The organism is Gemmatimonadota bacterium (assembly GCA_016712265.1).
In the GTDB taxonomy this organism is placed as follows: domain Bacteria; phylum Gemmatimonadota; class Gemmatimonadetes; order Gemmatimonadales; family Gemmatimonadaceae; genus RBC101.
The window spans coordinates 1-20621 of sequence record JADJRJ010000028.1; the positions used below are offsets into that span (position 1 = coordinate 1).

General features: G+C 66.3%; 15 protein-coding genes and 2 pseudogenes. 10 read left to right on the forward strand and 7 right to left on the reverse strand.

All coding sequences use genetic code 11. The features are described 5' to 3' along the window. Nucleotides 1-467 precede the first annotated feature (467 nt). The 3 genes and pseudogenes from IPK85_06920 to IPK85_06930 form a co-directional block, all read right to left on the reverse strand. Nucleotides 468-623, reverse strand: a complete 156-nt coding sequence (locus tag IPK85_06920; protein ID MBK8247110.1) for a hypothetical protein — start codon at nt 621-623, stop codon at nt 468-470. 1512 nt (nt 624-2135) lie between these two features. Further along, nucleotides 2136-2339, reverse strand: a complete 204-nt coding sequence (locus IPK85_06925) for a hypothetical protein (protein MBK8247111.1) — start codon at nt 2337-2339, stop codon at nt 2136-2138. A gap of 1281 nt (nt 2340-3620) precedes the next feature. Next, nucleotides 3621-4740: pseudogene (locus IPK85_06930) on the reverse strand (IS3 family transposase). Nucleotides 4741-6175: 1435 nt separating this feature from the next. On the opposite strand from IPK85_06930, the gene IPK85_06935 reads away from it, so the two are divergent. Both IPK85_06935 and IPK85_06940 read left to right on the forward strand, forming a co-directional pair. After that, entirely contained in the window at nt 6176-7219 is a 1044-nt protein-coding gene (locus IPK85_06935; protein MBK8247112.1) for an AAA family ATPase, read from the forward strand. Next, nucleotides 7216-8982: an AAA family ATPase gene (locus IPK85_06940; GenBank protein ID MBK8247113.1), complete on the forward strand. Its 1767-nt coding sequence runs from the start codon at nt 7216-7218 to the stop codon at nt 8980-8982. The genes IPK85_06935 and IPK85_06940 overlap by 4 nt, the downstream gene beginning before the upstream one ends. Before the next feature lie 40 nt (nt 8983-9022). Here IPK85_06940 and IPK85_06945 read toward each other — a convergent pair whose 3' ends face one another. From IPK85_06945 to IPK85_06955, 3 genes are all read right to left on the reverse strand, one after another. Next, a complete protein-coding gene (locus tag IPK85_06945) occupies nt 9023-9655 on the reverse strand; it encodes a hypothetical protein (GenBank protein ID MBK8247114.1) in 633 nt (210 codons plus the stop codon). Nucleotides 9656-9775: 120 nt separating this feature from the next. Further along, nucleotides 9776-10186 (reverse strand): hypothetical protein, encoded by a 411-nt coding sequence (locus IPK85_06950; GenBank protein MBK8247115.1) that lies wholly within the window; start codon nt 10184-10186, stop codon nt 9776-9778. Nucleotides 10187-10301: 115 nt separating this feature from the next. Beyond that, nucleotides 10302-10718, reverse strand: a complete 417-nt coding sequence (locus IPK85_06955; GenBank protein ID MBK8247116.1) for a hypothetical protein — start codon at nt 10716-10718, stop codon at nt 10302-10304. Between the two features lie 715 nt (nt 10719-11433). On the opposite strand from IPK85_06955, the gene IPK85_06960 reads away from it, so the two are divergent. The 8 genes and pseudogenes from IPK85_06960 to IPK85_06995 all read left to right on the forward strand — a co-directional run bounded on the left by IPK85_06960 (nt 11434) and on the right by IPK85_06995 (nt 19397). Then, nucleotides 11434-12354, forward strand: coding sequence for a hypothetical protein (locus IPK85_06960; GenBank protein MBK8247117.1), 921 nt, complete (start codon nt 11434-11436; stop codon nt 12352-12354). A 583-nt stretch (nt 12355-12937) separates the two neighbouring features. Then, complete coding sequence (locus tag IPK85_06965; protein MBK8247118.1) at nt 12938-13414, forward strand: hypothetical protein; 477 nt, start codon at nt 12938-12940, stop codon at nt 13412-13414. 202 nt (nt 13415-13616) lie between these two features. After that, a complete protein-coding gene (locus tag IPK85_06970; protein MBK8247119.1) occupies nt 13617-13868 on the forward strand; it encodes a lipocalin-like domain-containing protein in 252 nt (83 codons plus the stop codon). Continuing rightward, a complete protein-coding gene (locus IPK85_06975) occupies nt 13753-14022 on the forward strand; it encodes a lipocalin-like domain-containing protein (GenBank protein MBK8247120.1) in 270 nt (89 codons plus the stop codon). The genes IPK85_06970 and IPK85_06975 overlap by 116 nt, the downstream gene beginning before the upstream one ends. Nucleotides 14023-14165: 143 nt before the next feature. Continuing rightward, a pseudogene (locus IPK85_06980) lies at nt 14166-16311 on the forward strand (S9 family peptidase). Between the two features lie 222 nt (nt 16312-16533). After that, nucleotides 16534-17043, forward strand: coding sequence for an AsnC family protein (locus IPK85_06985; protein MBK8247121.1), 510 nt, complete (start codon nt 16534-16536; stop codon nt 17041-17043). A 23-nt stretch (nt 17044-17066) separates the two neighbouring features. Next, a complete protein-coding gene (locus IPK85_06990) occupies nt 17067-17744 on the forward strand; it encodes a hypothetical protein (GenBank protein ID MBK8247122.1) in 678 nt (225 codons plus the stop codon). Nucleotides 17745-17903: 159 nt separating this feature from the next. Next, entirely contained in the window at nt 17904-19397 is a 1494-nt protein-coding gene (locus IPK85_06995; protein MBK8247123.1) for a peptidase S10, read from the forward strand. Between the two features lie 55 nt (nt 19398-19452). Here IPK85_06995 and IPK85_07000 read toward each other — a convergent pair whose 3' ends face one another. After that, the gene (locus tag IPK85_07000; GenBank protein MBK8247124.1) at nt 19453-20616 is read right to left on the reverse strand and encodes an ATP-binding protein; all 1164 of its coding nucleotides are present in this window, start codon (nt 20614-20616) and stop codon (nt 19453-19455) included. Between the last annotated feature and the right edge of the window lie 5 nt (nt 20617-20621).

Below are 20621 nucleotides of genomic sequence, written 5' to 3' on the forward strand. Positions count from 1 at the left end.
GCGCAGTTGCTCCAGCTTCCTCGAGGAGCGCAAGCAACCTGCTCGGTTGCTCATCGAGAGTCTGGACGAACAACCGGAGTCTGACCTCAGTGGATCGCCGAGGTGACCCGTCGCGCCGCCGAACTGCGAGAGGGACGCATCGCCGGGGTCCCTCCCGCCCAAGAGGTCTTTGACGCCGCCCGCCGTAGTCTGGCGGCGGGGACGCGGAGTACTATGACCCGGCCTCGCGCGGTCTTGGGGCGGACTTCCTGAACGAGCTGTAGCGTGATGTCGATGGCCGGGCGCTCGTTCAGGCCCGATCAGACGAACGCTGTCCCCCGAACCGCTGGAACGATCAAGTCATCATACTCGTCCGCGATCCGCGCCACACCAACGACCGTGAACATCAGCGCATCGCCTGTCAGCCCCTCGCCGACAATCGCGTGGGTGAACATGATGTCGCCCGCCCCGTCGATGGCTAGCGCCCCTTAGCGCACTGAGAGGTTCGCTTCCAGCAGGAACTTGTGCAGCTCACCGGACTGCTCCGCACCGGTCACAACCCAGCTGAGCGCGCGGACGACGCCTCGCGCGTCGCCGATCCGGTCTTCATGCACCTGCGTCATCGCGGACCCGGTGCGCAACATGAACAGCGGGCGCTCCGGATGCGGCGTGGCCTGTTTCGAACTCGTCGCGGAGAACGGTCGCTACGCGCTCAGGTCGCGCGCTGGGGTTCGGTCTCAAAGAAAGGTGATCGCCATCGCGTGGGGTTCCTATGCGGTGGAAGTACCGCGGTCTGGGGAAGGTGACTCTCAACGACCTGGGCTGGCTGCCATCCATCCGCACTCGGCGCACGCGCCAGTTGGCGAGTGGCACTCGGGAAGATGGCGAACCAGCCGTGCAGCAGCGTTCCTGCTCGATCAAACGCTCCACGGACTCCAGGTTCACGGCACCACCGTTCGGCTTCGCGAACCACGTTGCCACCGGCGCCCCAGCGCAGCTCAACACGATGCTCGGCGAGCCGTCCCGCAGCCGATTGAGCGTGCGCTCGACTATCGGGCGCGCCGGTGGCGGGTTCCCGGTGGGCGAGGTTGCGCACCACCAGGTCAACGGATCCTGCCAGCCGCGCCGAACAGCGACGCCGCCAAGTCGTCGTCCTGGCTGTTTCGTCCCGTCGATGTCTCGAACGAGTGGAAACTCCACCTGCGGGCGATCGGCTTCCACGGACTCGGCGGTGAGGACCACAATCGTGTCGGCGAAGTGCATCCGACGCCCGCGATAGTCCGTGAGCACGGCGCGCGCGCGTGCGTGGCGAACGCACCACGAACGGCGGGTGGGCCGCGTCGATCCGTTCGCAAAGCACGACGGTCCAGGGTTCTCTGCGACGCCACACGAGGGCGTGCTGATCGAGTAGCCGACGCACGAGGGCGGGGAACCCAGGAGGCTCCTGAGCCCGGGCCTGGCCGACAAACGGGAGTAGTCGATGCGTACCACGCGATTGGCGTCGCTGAATACGTGCCGCGTGAGTGCTTGCGCGTGACCCTCATGCGGCCGCCTCGCGGCATCGCCAGCGAGCGCCACGATGAGGTTGGGGCGCGACGCCTGAAGATCGAGGCCGCGCATCGTGAAGCCGAGTCGCTCAACTACGGACTGCACTGAGTCCGCGTCCAATCCGTACTCATCCACCAGGTCGGCGGCGAGCGCCGCGAGAGCGCGTCCGATGGAGCGCCGCTTCCGCCGAGGAGGCGGTCCACGACTTCCGTGGCTGCCTCGACGTCTACCGTCGTGAGACCGGCCGCCAATGCGTGGGCAACCACATGATCCAACAACAGGTCCACCGTTCGTCCGGAAAGCGCCGGTTGGGCATGCGGCGCTCGGCCGTGGTGACTGAAATAATGCCAGGACGTCATCGCTAACCTGGATCCTTTGCGCTTCTGCGTAATAGCCGGAATCCCGCATAGCACATCGAGCGCCATCGTCGGAGTCATCTCGGTGATCCGATCGGCTGAAAACGCCGCGCGAGCGCCTTGTCGCTCTCGATGAAACGGCGATATCATCGTCCGTGGTCGCTGCGATACAGGCACGGCTCCAGCGAGCGGCCAGCGCGGGCTTCAGCATGCTGGCCATGCCGCCCGTGCCCTCGCGACCGCCGGCACCGATCAGCGCGTGCACCTCATCAATAGCACAGGATCACCCCAGGCTGCCATTTGCCTCGGCGACCACCGCTTCCGCATTCGTTTGTCAAGTTCGCCGACCACGCCTGCGCCAGCCACGAGCGCCGAGGGCTGAAGGAGACGATGCGCGCCTGCCAAACGCGGAGGAACAGCGCCGGACGCAATGCGCGCCGCCAACGCCTCGACGATGGCGGTCTTTCCGGTGCCAGCCGGTCCGACGAGGAGGGGGGTTCGGCTTGGTGAGGCGGCAAGGTGAGGATCATGGCATCAACTCCTCATTGCGACCGACGACGAAGCCGAGCTGGATCTTCCCGGGCCGCACGGGTCAAGTCGCGGCCATACCGATCGAGGGGTCGGCGTCGGCCGCCGATGGCGCCGTGGCAGGGCCTCTGGCCGCACGCCTGGTGCTGCGGGCTTGGCGGACGGTTTCCCGGATGGTCGGAATGACCCCAGCGCGCGCTCAGCACCACGGCGAGCAGGTCACGCTCGGTGCCAAGCGCCTTCCTTGGGCGGCGTGTTCACTCGCGCGGTTTACGAGTTCATCTGCCGGGGGAGCGGCAGTCCGGTCCTCCGCGTGCGACGGAGGCGCGGAGCGCGAGCGTCGCCTCCGGAGGTCGAGAGGTGACCCGCACCAGCGACTCAGCCATCGGTCCGTAACGCTCCAGGAGGGCGACGGTCAGACATTAAGTCCGGGGTGCCGCCGTGGCTGGCGGAGAGCTTCAACGAACGCGCGAGAGCGGCAGGGGATAGTGTGGACACTGCGGTGGCCCAGTGAGAACAGGGGTGGAATGCGTCCGAATTTGCTGTTGGACGCGGGTGGCGGGAAGGAGGGATAGATTCGCGACTAACAGCGACAGCCTGGGGGTCCGCAATCAGGTCGAACACTGACAGCGCGCGCGGTGCGGAGGGCCTAACCTGCACGATGAAACTCAGAATCATCATGGGGTGTCTGGCGAACGGGCGGTGCGGTGAACCTTCGAGTAGCCGGATAGGTGACCTCAATTTGTCCGGCGAGCGCCATGCCGGTGTGGGCCCTGTGGAAGCGACCGCCTAACCTGCGTGACATGACCGAGACAACGATGGCGGCTCTCCGTGACGAGAGAATTGGATCGGGACTTCTCTTCGGCAGCTGGTGCGTGGCGCCACAGTCGGGCATCGATAACGGTCGCTCGAGGGCGCATAGAGCCACCACGAGGTGGGTCGCCGGTGGGTAGCGTACGGTGAAGACATTCTCGACCGTGAGCAGGCCGGCCCCTGGGTTGGAGGGGCGACACTCTGCCTCCCTGATGGGTAGTAGACGTACTACGCTTCGTTTGCCCAGTGCCGATACCAGTGGGCCGGGAGGGTGCTAGGTTGCGGGCGATCCCGACGCGGCACATACTGGTTCAGTCCAATTACACGTCTCCGTGCCATCCGCGACTGTTCTGACTCACATTGTTCGTGACGTGACCCCCAGAGTTGGTCCAGACCTTATGTCAGTCCGGTTGGGGTGAGTGATGAATCTGTCCTGCGTCCCAGGGACAACGCAAACTCGCTCGGGGTGCAGTCGTGCAGGCTGCTATGGGGGCGGACCCCGTTGTACTCCACGCGCCACTGCTCAATGATCTCCTGCGCATCGGCCAAGCTCACGAACCAGGACTCGTTCAGGCACTCGTCGCGGAACGTGCCGTTGAAGCGCTCGACGAAGGCGTTCTGCGTCGGCTTCCCTGGGTCAATGAAGCTCAGGGTCACGCCGTGGGTGTAGGCCCACGCGTCCAGCGCGGCGCTCACGAACTCGGGGCCGTTGTCGCACACAATGGCCTGCGGTACGCCCCGCGTAGGCACCAGCCCCTCCAGCACGGCAGCGACCCGCGCGCCCGGCAACGAGAAGTCGACCTCGATCGCCAACGCCTCCCGCGTACAATCATCGACGAGCGTGAAGGCCCGGAACGCGCGCCCGTCGCCCAAGGTGTCGCGCACGAAGTCCATGCTCCACCGTTCGTTGGCGCGAGTCGGCACGGCCAAGGGCGTGCGCGGACCTGGCGCGATGCTTCCGCCGGCGCCGCCGGACCTGCAGTCCCTCCTCCTGATACAGCCGCTGCACGCGTTTGTAGTTGAGCGGGGGCCCCGGCTCGCGCCGCAACACGCGCGTGAGCTGCCGGTAGCCCCATCGCGGCTTCCGCCCCGCGAGCTCCGTCAGGCGCGCGCGCAGCGCGGTGTCGGGCCGCCGCTGCGTCCGATAGCGCTGACTCGAGCGCGCGAAGCCCGTGAAGCGACAGGCCCGGCGCTCCGAGATCCCGGCGGTCTGCGTGGCATGGGTGACGGCCGTCCGCCGGTGCTCGGGCGTCACCACTTTTTTCCCAGCAGATCCTTCACGACCTGGAGATTCAAGGCCTGGTCGGCGACGAGGCGCTTGAGCTGGCGATTCTCCTCCTCGAGGCTCTTGAGCCGCCGCGTCGTGCACCTGCAGTCCGCCGTACTTCTTCTTACAGCGATACAGCGTCACCTCCCTGACGCCGTGCTGCCGGACCAACTCGCTCACCTTGGCCCCCGCCTCCCAGGCGTGGAGCACCTTGATGATCTGCTCGGTCGTGAAGCGACTCTTCCGCATGCCGTCCTCCCGGCGCTCGCCGTGTCGAGGACTGACATAATACCTGGCTCAGCTTTCGGGGGTCACGTCATTCGGGTTACCGCATCCTCAATGCGTGCTGCATTCCGCAATGCCACCGCCTGTCTTGCGGTTGTAGCAGTTTCCGGGTGCGCGACAAACCCGGCGCGCTTCAGCCCTGACATTCCCATGAGATACGTCCTTGGCTCTCGCAGCGGCTGGTGGAAGCAGAGGCCATGATGAAGGACATTGAGAAGGCCCGTGGACGATTGCGTGGCCACCACCACGCGGGGGCGAGTCCCTGAGTTTTGAGTTGCAGAACGCCTACATACGCGCGTACGAGACTCTGGCGGCTGAACTGGAATGGCTGCGTGGGGCGAATGGTATCGGGCCATATCCGTCAGAGCTTCCGACGCTGATCGCCCAAGCTTCGGGTATGGCGACGACGATTCTCCAGAGTGAGCGTACAGCGGCCGCTCGGCCAGCCTCTCGCCCAATGGGGGCTCCGCCGGCGGAACGCGACCAACGCCTTCAGCAACTGAGGGACGAGGTGGCTCGGGCGAAGGGCATGGAGCCGACGCTTCGGTCTCATCAACGTGCGGTACTGGACGCATTTCTAAGCGCAATCGGGCGGCCGACATCCGACGAGATGGTAGCGGAGATGGACGCACATCGTGCACGCGTGACAGAGGCGGACAGGCAGCGTCGCGCACGCTTGGAGCGCGACGGTCCGATGGTCGCGCTCTTCTTCACGGGTTTGCTTGCTGCCTGGTTCTATTCGCAGTCGCGTCTATCGCCCGCAGAGGCACGCCGGCAAATTGACCAAGCCAACGCCGCGGCACGCGCGCTCTGTCCCCCCGGCCGATTCTGGCAACCGAGTGACTTCGCCGTAGGATCGTGCCTGCCATGAGGCAAACCTGCCGATTGGCCAGGCTATGGCATTGGACGCTGGTTCTTCTGCCTGCCTGCGTGTCCTTGCATGGACGTCCATTCATAGGAGAGTCGAAGTCGCGCCAGTGCGCGGCACTCGACAGCTGGCTGGCAAGGATGTACGCCCTAAATCCAGGAGTGGCGTTCAACAACGTCCATGTCAATCTCATCCCAAAGATGGTTGGCCCTGCGTTCAATGATGAGGTCTTTGTCCCAATATTTGGAATCACATTTCAGAAGATGTCGCGGAGTGAGCGCCGAGCGATCGCCCGCCGCCTTCGCGACTGCAGAGTTCAGGCCTGGGCGCAGTACGTGCTGCCTGGTATGCTTGGCGAGAAGTAGGGGTGCGGCGCAGTCCGCCCCGTGTATGGGGTTCGCTATTCATGAGTATCAGCACCCAAACTGGCGCCGCTGCTTTGTTGCTGCGTAACCGGAACGCGTGCGCAGCGCGCGTCAACCTGCGCCGAACAAGGCGAGCGTGCTCGGACACCGCCAGAGCACAGAAGTCGTGAGCGATACACCTACACTTGCCGACCAGCTCGCCGCATACGGCACCGTCCTGACCGACCCCCGATACCTCCCGTCCGAGGTGTTCGTGGACGGACGGGAGGAAACGCTGAGCCAGATACGGACTGCCCTCGGACGACGCGAGGGACCCAGGGCCGTATTGCTTGTCGGCCCATCCGGCGCAGGGAAAACGGCCCTCGTACACGCGCTCGCGCATCACTACCGCAACGAATATCCCGACGAAGCGCACATCGTGCAGCTGAGTGTCACCACTCTGACGAGTGGCACCATGTACGTCGGCGTATGGGAGGAGCGGCTGGCCAAGCTCGTCGAACTGGCCGCCAGAACCTCAACCGTTCTGTACGCGCCGTCACTCGCAGACCTCGCGAGCGCTGGCCGCTGGTCAAAGTCCGACCATAACATGGCAGCCGCGCTCGCCGAGCCGCTCGCGCAGCGCAGGATCACGATGATCGCGGAGAGTACCCCGGAGGCCTATCGCCTCCTGTTGGGCCGCGACCCATCACTTGTCCGTCTGTTCGAGGTCATCCAGGTCCCACCAGCTACGGCCGCAGAAACGCGGCACATTCTCTCAAAGGTGGCCGAACGCGAGGAGAAGGACATCGCCTCCGACGTGATCGATCGTGCCGTTGAGCTGGCAGGTGAATTTCTGATCGGGAGCGCGATGCCGGGAGCCGCGGTGGACTTGCTGCTCCGCGCCATCAACGCGGTGCCGGACTACGAGCCCGCGATCGTGGCGTCGGACCTGCTCGTGACGCTGTCGGCCTCCACCGGCCTTCCGCGCGACTACCTCGATGATGCCATCCCGCTGGACCGCGCGTCGGTACGAACGTTCCTGGAGGCACGGGTCATGGGGCAGCCCGAGGCGGTCGACGCCGCAATGGAACGCGTCGCCCTCATCAAGGCGGGCTTGACCGACCCTGAACGACCCTTTGGTGTCCTGATGTTTGCGGGACCGACCGGGGTGGGAAGACGGAGCTCGCCCGCGCCCTTGCTGAGTTGCTCTTTGGCGACCCGAACCGGATGATCCGCCTGGACATGAGCGAGTTCGCCAAGCCGGACTCGTATGAGCGGCTCATCGGCACGCACTGGCAGCCCGGCGTCCTCACGGATCCGGTGCGCTCGCAGCCCTTCTCCCTCGTCCTCCTCGATGAGATCGAGAAGAGCAGCCTGAATGTCTTCGATCTGTGTCTGCAGCTCTTCGATGCGGGACGGCTTACCGATGGAAAGGGGATCACAGCGGACTTTCGCCGCACGCTGATCATTGTCACCACCAATGTCGGCGCCGTTGTCTCGCGGAAGGGGGCGGTCGGCTTCGTCGAGTCGGCAGCAGCCGCACCGGACCGCGGAGACGCGATCCACGCGGAACGCGAATTGTCGATGGTCTTCCGCCCGGAGTTCCTCAACCGCTTCGACCACATCGTCCGCTTTCGTCCACTGGACGAGCAGGTGGTGGCACGGATCGCGGAGCGCGAGCTGCGCAAGGTGCTCGAGCGTAGCGGGATCCGGCGACGCGGGCTCACGCTGGATGTCGATCCCTCACTCCTGGCCCTGCTGCTTCGCGAGGGATACTCGCCCACGTTTGGCGCCCGCCCACTCAAGCGCGCAGTCGAACGTAAGGTGCTGCTCCCGGTCGCCTGGGCGCTCGCGCGTGGTGAAGCATCCCGTGGCTCGACGATGCGCCTGTCCGCGGTGAGCGGCCAGGTACGCGTGTCGATCGCCCCGCCGGAGGCGCAACACGCTGAGCAGGAGGCTCCCGCGATCGACGAGCTGCAGGAACGCGGGGACCTGCGGCACGCGTCGGCGTTGATGCTCGCCGAGGTGGATGAACTGGTCGAGGCCTTCGCCCCGATGCAGTCGCGGCTGTCGGCGCGGCTCATCGAGAGCTCGTCACCGGGGTTCTACAGCGACCCATCAAGATCCCGCGCCGTGTTGGACGAGATCTACCGACTGGACGGCGCACGACGTGAAGTGCACGAAGTACAGGCAGCCATCGCAGCCTTTGACGAGCGGATGCATCGCGGCGTGCGCGACGAGCGGGAGTTGGCCGTGCTCAATCGGCGTGCCCGCACGCTCGAAGGTCGCCTGGATCACGTGCGGTTCATCGTGTCTTGCGATGACCTCGAAGCACTCGGCGACGCCTATGTCACCATCACGCGACTGCGCAGCAAGGAGCCGTCACTCGATGGGGTCTTCCGTCTCGCGGGAATGTATCGGGCGTTCGCCGAGCGCCGCGGGTTGACCTGTGAAGTGGTGGACGATCGCGCTGATGAACCATCCGGGGAGGAGACGGTCTCTCTCCTCGTCTCCGGGTGCGGGGCCTATGCCTTGCTTCACGGTGAGAGCGGCCTCCACAAGTTCCGTGACGGCGGATCGCCACGCGACGTTCGCGAGACCGTCCGTGTTCTTGTGCAAGGGTTGCCTCTCGCTGCACCCAACCCGCCAGCAGACGCGGTGAGTATCGAGGTGCGGAAGACCGCGCGACCCGGGCGCCTCGTCCGCGCCGTGACACTGGAGGTGCGCCTGCTGCATCGCGCTTCCAAGACCAGCCTGCGAGCAGACTGCGATGGAAGCCGCGACTGGGCGCTCGAGCGGCTGATGCCGCTGCTGTTCGTGCGTGTCGCCGAGTCGTCCACGAACGAGGGGCGAGAGGATCAGCTCGTGCGTCGCTATTCCCTTGGCCCGAATCAGCGCGTGCGCGACATCCGGACCGGATACTCGACCGGACGGCTCGACCGAGTGCTCCGTGGTGACATCGAGCGATTCCTCACGGGGCATCGACGCCGATAGGCGGCGCATCACCGACGCCGGGAAGGGGCGATGAATGTGGCTAGCCTTCGCTCCCTCCGCGACGCTCGTTGCGCGATCGCCATCGGAACCAAAGCGCCGTCGCCGCGCTCGCCAGGACCGCCGCCGTCCCGGCTGCATTCGCCGCGTTGCCGGGTAGCCAATACGGCTGCGTATTCGCCGCCGCCGCGGCCGCAACCGCCAGGTGCACCAGGAGAACGAACCCTCCGACGACCTGCGCGAGCGGTACCTTGACCAGCCGCCCAACAAGGAGATACACCGCCCCGAAGAACACCCCTTCGACGACTCCCTGGTAGTGCCAATAGTCGAACGGAAGGCGGTTGGCGAGCTTGGTGGAGATGCTCACCGTTGGGTACAGGCAAAGGGCGAGCACCCCGTACCGAGCCAATCGCGAGAGCCAGGTGCGCTCCCTGCCGTCGAGGTGCCACCACGCCGTCGGCGCCTTGTCTTTCCCTTCGTGCAGGCTCGCGTGGTCCTCGCGGCGTTCCATGATCTCGACGAAGGCCCGGTCGACAAACTCGGGATCAACCCCGACCTGCTGCGCCGAATCCCGGAGGTCGGCGAGCGTCGTCGATGACCCGAGCTCCTCGGCGAGTTCGATGGCTCGCCGAAGGAGGCGGTCGGCAGTTGCATCCGGGAAGCGAGGAGACGACATGTCGGGATGCGTGCGGGGCGGGGCAGGAGTGTGATGGAATGATGCGCGGGACGTTACCCGACGCGCTATCTCGACGACACACGTTCATCTGGATGGCGCGCGCGAGGCGCCGAGGCCGGACTAGTCGTGCGGGCCAATCAGGAGAATCGGCGACCACGATGTCCGCGGTTCCCCGCCGGATGGGTACTCGCGCCGCAGCACGTATCGCCCCGCAGCCGCGGCCTCGATCGTGGATTCGCTCAGCCCCTCCCCTTCGGCATGCAGCGTGGCCTCCTCCTGCGCCGAGATGGGGGCGAGGTACCACTCCTGCGGGTCCTCGCCGTTGTCCCAGTCGATGCGCTCGGTGAACACGGCGACAAAACGTTGGTTGCAGACGGCGCAGGCGAGGATCCGCACGCGGTAGTGCGACTCGTCGATCAACACGTGCTGCTCCACCATCCGGCTGCGCGCTTGCCACGCCGCGTCCAGCGACGGAGGCCAGCAGGCTTCGCAGCGGATGCCGTGGCGGAGATGCTCAGGAAGGATGTCCATACGCGGGTGCTGTCGGGTCGCAGGTGTTAAGCTGGAGGAGCCGTCTCGAGTGGCTTGTCACAACGCGTGACGCCTGCGTTCAGGGCGAGCGGCGGGCGCCTTCCCCCGGGCTCCGTCAGGGGCTCGGCGCTCCGCCTTGCGTCGCGAGGGTGAACCAGAGCGCGGTGGCCCCACCGGCCAGCGCAGCCGCGATGGCCGCAGCGATCGGCGCACCATCATACAGTCCGTAGCCGCGATCATCCCGCATGGTGGTGATCAAGAGGGCGAGGTGGACGAGGACCAGGTACGCAGAGACCACCTGCGCGACTGGTGCCTTGACGATCCGCGAAACAAGCAAGAGCAGGGCGCCGAAGGTGAGCCCCTCGACCGAATCGTAGTACTGCCATGGGAACGTGAACGAGAAGCGATTCGCCATGGCCAGTGCGGGAATGGCGCAGAGACCCACCACGGCGTGGCGCGCCAGCTGGATGAGCCAGCGATGGGACGACGGCGCAGACTCCGCGCGCTGGGCCGGCGGGGGCGCAGTCGCCACTCGACCCTCCAGGGCCTCCTCCACCGCGCGGTCGACGTACTCGGGCGGAATCCCCAGCTGCTGCGCGGAGTCGCGGAGGTCGGTCAGGGTCGTCGACCCGCTGCGGGTATCGGCGAGCCTCGATCGCTCGCCGGAGGATGCGGTCCGCCGTCTGGTCCGAGAATCGAGGCGATGTCATGCCGTGGGCCTGGCCGGAACCGGGGGTGAGGGGTCAACGCGTCGAGCGCCCCGAAGTCTACTGGATGGCGACCCTGCTGCAGACGCCGGAAACAACTGGCTGTGCCTGGTCTCCCGGTGACCCAGCGGGGGTGCGCACTCTCTGGGGGCGCAGTCTATCGCGGCTCCCATCCGACCATGACGCCAAGCGGAAGACGCCACAAGATCAGCCAATTCGTTATTGCGCAATGACTTACGATCCAACCTCCCGGGAACGATGTAACTTGGTATTGAATTCGAGCGTCTTGAGGTCTAGAGAAATAGACTTTAAATTGCAGAGATGCTATCCAGGCTACTCCTCGAAGACGCACTCTCCCGTGTCGGTGAACGCCTGCACGCCGAAGCCCTGTCGGTCCGGGTGGTCGTTGTCGGCGGGGCGGCGCTCAGCCTCCTCGGCGTCATCAGCCGCTCCACTTCAGACGTCGACATCTTGGCGTGGCAAATGAGACCCTGTGGCCGTTCGTCGAACGTGTTGCGGAACGGCTGAGGGCAGCCCGACATGGATAACATCACGCGGGAACCAGGCACCGCCGATGCCGCCCAGGCGGTGGATGCGCTTTGTGGTGCCCTTGTGGACGTCTGCTGGCGACAATGGGGATCTCTGGGCCGGGCGGCCGCGCCGGCAACGCGGACCATCGTGGATCTCGAGGCCCTGCTGCTCGCCTCCCGTTGGTTCGCGGAGGACGAGCCGCGGCTCTCGTCCGCAGCGACGGACTGGCTCGCCTCGTGGGAGGCGCTGGTCTCGACCCAACGGCTGCGGAACCTCGCCGCCCGGGTCGCGGAGTGGTCGCTCGACGGGCTGGAGGAGCGGGCCCCGCTCGGTCGCGTCGCCGAGCCCAGGCCCCGCGTCCCCAGCGTGCGCGCGAGGCGCGACGCCACCGTGGCGCCGGTGGGGCGATCGGCCGCGACGTTGCAGCTGCGGCTCCGCCTGCTGCTGGGAGTTGGAGCAAAGGCGGACTGCGTGACCCTGCTGCTGGGTCGTAGCGGGGACGAAGCCCTGCCCGACTGGTGCCTGGAGCAGGAGACCGCGTACGGGTCTCACGCCCTGCGCAAGGTCACTCGTGACCTGGCGTGGTCGGGTGTCCTCGCCTCATCGCGTGATGGGCAGCACGGGTTGCGCGATCGGGACACGTGGTGGTCGTTGCTTCAGCTCAACGCGCCGCGCCGGCAGGTGTGGGTGAGCTGGGCGACGGTCTTCTCGTGGGCGGCGGCGTGTCGTAGGGCGATCCGGGGAGCAGCGGCTCGCGACGTGTCGGCGTACGGTCTGGGAGGGCTGCTGGATCACTGCACCGCGGTGCTGGGGGATCCGATGCCGTGGACTGCGCCGCTGCGGATGCTGCCTACGGAACAGCTGACGGGCATTGCAGGGTTCATCGCGCGATGTGTTGAGCTGCAGCAAAAGGTCCGCGACGACGGGTAGGGAGCGGCATGGCGCAGCGCCGCAACGGCGTGGGCGGAGAAGGGGGCATCATTCCCTGTTCCATCCCCGAGCTGGCCAAACACATTGGTCCCCCAGCACGCGAGACCCGTCGCATTTCATGGGGTGACTAATTGACACCGACCGCTTCCTGCTCGTCCAGCTCCCGGTCACGCTCACGGCCGGGCGATTGGTGTGTAGCTCTTCTACGTCGAGCACCAGTATGAGGACGCGTATTGGCGCCATCGCGAGGCGTGGAACTACTACGCGTCGGGGCTGGAGGGGGCGTCGCAGCTTGTGATGCCAGAGTTTCTGCAGTGCTGCACCGCCAACAGCCTCCAGGCGGGGGCGGCTATCGGCCACCAAGCCACACTCGGTTTCGGCCACCAGGCGCTAGACTCCCTCCCGAGGCGCGCCACACTGATTCATCGGGAAGGGCCCATTGACGCAACCGGCTGATATTGAACGCGTCCTTCGCACGCGCCTGGATGACTTGTGCGCCGAAGGGTGGGCCATATTCGAACGTTTCGACCTCGAAGTGCGGGACCACCACTTTCATCCGTTCATTGCGTCAGAGTATGAGGTGGTGCTCGACGCGCTGATGCAATACCGAGGCCAGGGGGTGCGGTTCCTCGAATGGGGATCGGCCTCCGGCGTCATCACCATCATGGCCGACCTGCTTGGCTACAGTGCCAGTGGAATAGAAATCGACGCCTCGCTCGTGCAGACGGCACGGACACTTGCCGAGCAGTTCGATTCAGGCGCGCGGTTTGTGGTCGGCAGTTTCCTGCCGACGGAATATCGATGGCAGCCGGCCAGCGGAGACGGCCGAACCGGCACAGTGGGCAGCGGGCCTTCGGGGTATTCCCAACTCGGGCAGGCGCTGGACGATTTCGACGTGGTCTTCTGCTATCCGTGGGGAGGTGAGGAGCCCATGATGCTCGATTTGATGAAGCGTTATGGCTCTCCTGACGCGGTGCTGCTCATTCATGGCGTGAACGACGGCGTCAAGGCATCTCGCGGCGGGCGTGAGCCGATAGGAGTTTCAATCGGGGTCGGTTGACTCTTCGCCGGGACTACATCGCGATCGCCGACCGCGCGAGGCCCCGACAGGCGTCGGTAGCGGATGTGCAGCGTCAAGCTGCGGCGCACCAACGTGGCCTTCTTGGCGAAGACCTGACCGGTGTGATTTCTTCTCCGCCGGCAGCTGGGCGGGTAGCGTCGAAGCCCAGCGCGCGCCATCCATCGTAGGCAGCTGGCGGCTGGTGTCGATGGCCAGCCCGGACTCCTCAGGGCGCCAACGCCCGGCGTGGGATGAACAGCCGAGTGGTCGCATCATGTACACGGCCGACGGACACATGGCGGCGCAGCTCTACGATACGCGAAGGGCGAAAGTTAGGCTTGAACGTTCCCCAGGCGTCCGCCGAGGCGGCGCGGGCCACGCTGGCGGGCCTCTTCGCCTACTTCGGGCGATACACCATCGACACGGTCACGCGACGGGTTTCGCACCAGGTTGAGGGGGCGTTCCTCCAGGACTGGGTCGGGGCGACCTTGATCCGTGAGTATCGTTTCATCAGCGACAACCTGGTCGAGCTTCGCGTCGTGCACGACGAAGCGGGGCGTACGCCGGCCAACCCGACGGTGCTCGTCTGGGAGCGCGTGGGGCGATGAGCCAAGGCTCAACCCGCGCCTGGTACGTGGGTCGCGGCGCGTTCAACCTCGAACCGCGCCCATCGAGACGGGGCTGCTGCGCGAGACCTGACAGCTCGCGGTTCCTGAGCTACCATCGAGATCTCCATCCAGCCCGCGTGACCATGCTCTCCCTACTCGCCCGCCCCCGGCGCCTCGCCATCGTCGCCGTCGCCGCCGCGCTCGCCACCCTCCCGGTGCGCGCCCAGGGGGCCCTCACCATCGACCAGGTGATGAGCCCCCCGTTCCCCACCAACCTCACGGCCTCGGGGGAGCGCCTGGCCTGGACCCTCAACGAGCGCGGCCAGCGCAACATCTATGTCGCGGAAGGGCCCGCGTTCACAGCCCGACGGCTAACAAACTATCAAGTGGATGATGGCCAGGAACTCTCGGCCGTCACCGTCTCACCCGACGGGCGATGGGTGGTCTACGTGCGCGGCGGCGACTTCGGCTCCAACTGGGACGACGCCCTCCCGGTGAACCCCACCGGCACGCCGATGCCGCAAAAGGTGGAGATGTGGGCGGTCCCGTTCGCGGGAGGCACCCCCATCTCGCTCGGCGACGGACTCAATCCCGTCATCTCGCCCAAGGGCGACATAGTGATCTTCGAGCGCGGTCGCCAGCTCTGGAGCATCGCGATCGATGGAAGCACCCCGGCGCGCAAGCTGTTCGACCAGCGCGGTTCCGCGGGGGACGCGCAGTTCTCGCCGGACGGCAGCCAGATCGCCTTCGTGTCGAACCGCGGCGACCATGCGTACATCGCCATCTATAAGGATGCAAACACGCCGATCCAGTACCTCGCGCCCACGACCAACCGGGACGGCAGCCCGCGCTGGTCGCCGGACGGGACGCGGATCGTCTTCGTGCGACGACCGGGGGCCGGCGGGCCGCCTCCTGGGGACCTCGCCATCCAGCCGAGTCCATGGGCCATCTGGGTTGCTGACGTTCGGACGGGCGAAGCGCGGGAGCGCTGGCGGAGCGAGGCCTCGCTGCGCGGCAGTGTGCCGAGCACGCATGGCGGGACCAACCTGCACTGGGCCGCTGGGGATCGCATCGTCTTCATGTCGATGCAGGACAACTGGTCGCACCTCTACTCGATGACGGCGGGTGGGAGCGATACGCCGATCCTCCTCACCCCAGGGGATCACATCGCCGAGCATGTGATGTTGAGCGCGGATCGTCGCCATCTGTTCTACTCGGGGAACACCGGGACCACGCCAGGAGACATCGATCGGCGCCATGTGGTGCGCGCGGCGGTGGACCGAGTATCGATGGAAGTTCTCACCCCCGGCACGGGGCTGGAGTGGACGCCGGTTCCGCTCGCATCGGGGCGGATCGCGGCCATTGGGGCGACGGCACAGCGTCCCCCGGTGCCCTACGTCTCCGGATGCATCCGTTGGTTCGGCGCGCACCTGGATGGGGGCGGATCGGGTGCCGGCGGAGTTCGATGCGAATCGTTTGGTAACTCCGAAGCAGGTCGTCTATACGTCACCCGATGGCGTGAAGGTCTACGCGCAGCTCTTCGAGCCGGCGGGAGGTGCCGGTGTGCGGCGCCCGGCAGTCGTCTATGTCCACGGCGGGCCGCCGCGCCAGATGCTGCTGGGGTGGCACTACGGTGACTACTACTGGAATGCCTACGCGATGAACCAGTACCTCGCCTCGCGTGGCTTTGTCGTGCTCTCGGTGAACTACCGACTCGGCATCGGCTACGGCCACGACTTCCAGCGGCCACCCAGGGCAGGGATCGCGGGGGCGAGCGAGTACATCGACGTGAAGGCCGCCGGCGAATGGCTACGGCGCCAGCCCGGGGTGGACCCGGCGCGGATCGGGATCTATGGCGGCAGCTACGGCGGGTACCTCACCGCGCTCGCGTTAGGCAGGAACTCCGACCTCTTCGCCGCCGGCGTGGACGTGCACGGCGTACACGACATGACCAGCGAGGGCGGGAGCCGCTTTGGCGGGAACGCCTGGCGCTTCGAGCGTCCCTCGGACATGGTCGATGCGATGGGCAAGATCGCCTGGGAGAGCTCCCCGGTGAGCAGCGTGCCGACGTGGCGGTCGCCGGTGCTGTTCATCCATGCCGACGACGACCGCAATGTGCGCTTCAGCCAGACGGTGGACCTCGTGCAGCGGCTGCGTGCGCGTGGGGTGGAGCTGGAGGAGATCACGATCGTGGATGACACGCACCACTTTATGCAGCACGCGAACCAGAAGCGGGTGAACGTGGCGGTGGCGGGATACCTCGAGAAGAAGCTGAAGCCGGCGATGTGAGGCGGCGGCACGGTGCCGAGCCGAGCGGAGACCACCCGCGGCAGGTCCCGGAGTCCGGTGCGATCCTGGCCACCCCGCAAAGGGAACAGGCGGTTGGCGACATCATGTAAAGCCATCTGCACCAATACGTTACATCGTTCAGCTCGTCTGGAGGCTGGCGCGTGCCCAGCGCTCGCCTCCGATCGTCGTATGGTGTATTCTTCTTTTTAGAATGCGCCACAAATGCGACTAGCCCCCCTCGACCTCGTCGTCGCGCTTCGCCTCCTGCAGGGTGACGCGACCTACCAGCGCCTCGCGCAGGAACTCGGCGTCGCGCCGAGCCAGGTCCATCAGGCCGTGGAGCGACTCCGTATGGCACAGCTCCTTCATCCGGATTCCAAGCGGGTCAATCGACTCGCCCTGGAGGAGTTCCTGCTGCATGGCGCCCGCTACGCCTTTCCTGCGGTCCTCGCGGCATCGGCGCGGGGCGTCCCGACGGCGCACGCCGCCGAGGCACTGTCGTCCGTCTTCGGCACGAGCGACCCCTATGTCTGGCCCTCGCCCGACGGCGAGATGATGGGGCAGGCACTTGAACCGCTGTATCACGGTGCGCCGGGGCTTCGCGAGCGCTCGCCCGAGACGTACCGGCTCCTCACCCTGTTCGACGCGTTCCGCGTGGGTCAAGCGCGGGAGCGCAACGCGGCGCGCGAGCTGTTGCGCCAGGCGATCAAGTCGCCATCGGTCGCCGCGTGAATTCCTCCCACCGGGATGAGGCGGTGCGGCAGAGACTCGCGCGCGTGACGCGGGCACTCGGGCCACTCGCGCAACGGGTGGTCCTCATCGGTGGCTCCATTGCGCCGCTGCTGCACACTGTCTCTCTGATCCGGCGGCCTCGTCCCACGGATGACGTGGACGGTGTGATCGACGCCGAGAACTACGTGGCACACGGTGCGTTGCAGGAAGCCCTGCGTACTGCCGGGTTTTCCGAGGAGATCGCATCGGGGCATTTGGCGCATCGCTGGCGTAGTCCTGATGGCGATCTCATCGATCTTGTGCCCGCGGGCGGGCAGTTCGGCAGCACCGGACAGCCATGGGACGCCATCGCGCTCCGCGAGTTCGACGAGATGGAGATCGCACCAGGGAGCTGGCTGCGGCACGTCCGTGCGCCGGTTCTGCTGGCGATGAAGTTCGCGGCGTTCAGGGACCGCGGCCGCGCGGATCCGCTCTATAGCGCGGACCTGGAGGACATTTGCGCCCTCCTACTGTGTCGCCCCTCTCTTGTCGAAGAGGTTCGCATGGGAAATCCCGACGTCGCGGAGTATGTGGCTGACCAGGTGAGGCTCCTCCTCAAGGAGTTCGCCATTGAGGACCTCGCTGCGGCGCACCTCAACCATGCGTTTGCTCCTTCGGACGCCATACGCCTCGTCATCGAGCGATTGCAGGCCCTGAGCTGAGTGAACACGAACGTCGCCGATGCTGGGCGCTTGCGGTGATTGTCGCGATGCCGATCAGTTCCGCGATCGAAAGCATGTGGTAAGAATGCCGCGTAATTTTACCGCATGCGTTCACGACACCTGGAGCCCATGTTTCCACGCCCCCAGCGCCCCTTCCATATGAAAGCCCCCCAGCGCCTCCTCGCCGCCCTCACCATCCTCGCGATCCCGGTCGTCCTTTCCGCCCAGGAGCCCAAACCGGCAAACTGGACCACACGCCACACCATCCAGGTCGGCGGGCAGGCCGTGGAATACGACGCCACCGTGGGCAGCATCATCCTGCGGGACACAGCCGAGAAGGCGACGGGCGAGCTGTTCTTCACCAGCTACGCTCGCACCAACGCGCCAAACCGCGCAGCGCGTCCGGTGATCTTCTCCTACAACGGCGGCCCGGGCTCAGCTTCGTTCTGGCTGCACATGGGGATCATGGGGCCGCGGCGCGTACGCACGCCGCTTGTTGGGCAACAGGCGCCGCCACCGTACGAGATCGTGGACAACGCCTTCACGCTGCTCGACGTGGCCGACATCGTCATGATCGATCCCATTGGCACCGGTTTCAGCAAGCCGGTGGCGCCGGCGCGCGGCGCGGACTTCTGGGGGCTGGATGAAGATGCGGCGTCGCTCGCGCAGTTCATCCGCCGGTACTTGAGCAAGACCCAGCGATGGAACTCGCCGCGTTACCTCCTGGGCGAGAGTTATGGCACCACGCGGTCTGCCGTGCTCGCCGGCCACCTACAACGCGCCAACATCGACCTCAACGGCATTGTGCTGGTCTCCTCGGTGCTGCAGTTCAACACGCTGCAGTTTGCCCCCGGCGACGACCTGCCGTACATCGTGAACTTTCCGTCATACGCCGTAACCTCGGAGTACCTCGGCAAGCTCCCCGGCGGGAAGCGGAGCGACCTCAAGGCCTTCATGAAGGAAGTCGAAGACTGGTCGTTGACCGAATACGCGACCGCGCTGCTCGCGGCCGGCACGCTCGACCCGGCGCGTCGTCGACAAGTGATCCAGAAGATGCACCAGTACACGGGGCTCGACCCGGTCTTCCTCGATCGTGCGGATCTCCGCGTGACCGCGCCGCAGTACGAGGCGGAGCTGCTGCGCGACAAGGGGCTCGTAGTCGGTCGCCTGGACGCGCGCTTCACCGGGCCAGCCGGCGATGTCCTCTCGCCCAACCCCTCACACGATCCGCAGTCGACCGCACTCTCCTCCGCCTACACGTCGGCCTTCAACGCCTACCTGCGCACCGAACTCGGCTACGACGGCGAGCGCGAGTATGTGCCGAGTGGGGCGACGCCGGGGTGGCGGTGGGCGCGGTCCGGACCCGGCGTGTCGTTCGGGTTCGCGTCGCCTAACGTGGCGCCGGACCTGGCGATGGCGATCCGGCGGAACCCGAAGCTCGAGGTGCTGCTGATCAACGGGATCTATGACCTGGCGACGCCGTACTTCGCGGCGTCGTGGACGATGGACCGGATGGGGCTGCCGCCCGACCTGCGCGACAACATCACGCGCGAGGACTTTCCGGCGGGGCACATGATGTACGTGGAGGAGCCGCTGCTCAAGCAGTGGCGCGAGGTGCTGACGCGCTTCATCGCGCGGACGTCGAAGCGGTAATGCTGCCGGGTCGGGCGGCCAGGTGCGATACTGGTCGCCTGGGCGCGCGCGGGCGTTATGCCGGTCGCCGAGGTACGGCGTCGACGCCGGGGCGCAACTGCCGGAGAAAGGTGTCCACGGGCCAGCAGGGGATGCCGCCAATCTCCAGCTTCTCCTGCCCACGATACAGGAGCATGGGCCGGCATTCCGGGTACTCGGTGACAAACGACCGGAGGCCGCTCAGGTCGGCGGTGCGCACGCGATCCGCGTGCTTGACCTCGAGCGCGAAGAAGTCGCTCTCGCCGTATACCACGAAGTCCACCTCTGTCCCCCCGCGAGTCCGCCAGTACGAAAGATCGAGCGACGTTCCCGAGTAGGCGATCCATGCGCGGAGGTGTTGCGCGACCAGTCCCTCCAGAGCCGCCCCCTCGATCTCGGCTGGGCGATCCAATGGTCCGGATGGGCGCAACGCCCGGAAGACCCCTGCATCAAAGAAGTAGAACTTCGGGTGCGAGACCGTGGCCCGACTGGCGCGCCGGCTGAACACCGGCAGGCGAAAGGCCACCAGGAGGTCGTCCAGGATGTCCACGTAACCTTCCACGACCTTGCGACTCACCGCGGCCTCTCGCGCGACGTTGCTGAGCGTCAGCACACCGCCGTGCGAGAAGCTGATCGCTTCCAGAAATCGCGAGAAGTCGCCGACGTTCCGGACCAAACCCTCGGCGCGCACTTCCTGGTCGACGTACGCTGCGACGTATGCGGACAGGGCGTCGGCCGGGTCTCCCGCACCAACAACCAACGGGACCAGGCCGGTGCGCAGGCGCTCCTCCAACGAGAAGGTGGGAAGCTCCGCCGCGAGGAACGGGTGCATCTCGCGCATGGCCGCACGACCGGCGAGGAGATTGACGCCCCCACGTCGGAGCTTGCGGGCACTGGACCCCGTGAGCACGAACCGCGGCGGGTCGGGCTGTTCGAGCAAGTCGTGTACGACATGGAGCAGCTCCGGTATCCGCTGCACCTCGTCCACCACGACGTCCCGCCGTTCACGGTTCCCGCGCACCAGCTCGCGCAGCCTTTCCGGCCGCGCCGACATCTCCCGGAAGGTCTCCGGCTGGAGGAGGTTGACGGTTAGTGCTTCGGGGAACCGCTGCCGCAGCCAGGTGGTCTTCCCTGTGCCTCGCGGCCCGAGAAGGAAGAAACTCCCGTTCGGCGGGTCGATAAATCTCCCTAGCGGCTCCATAATGA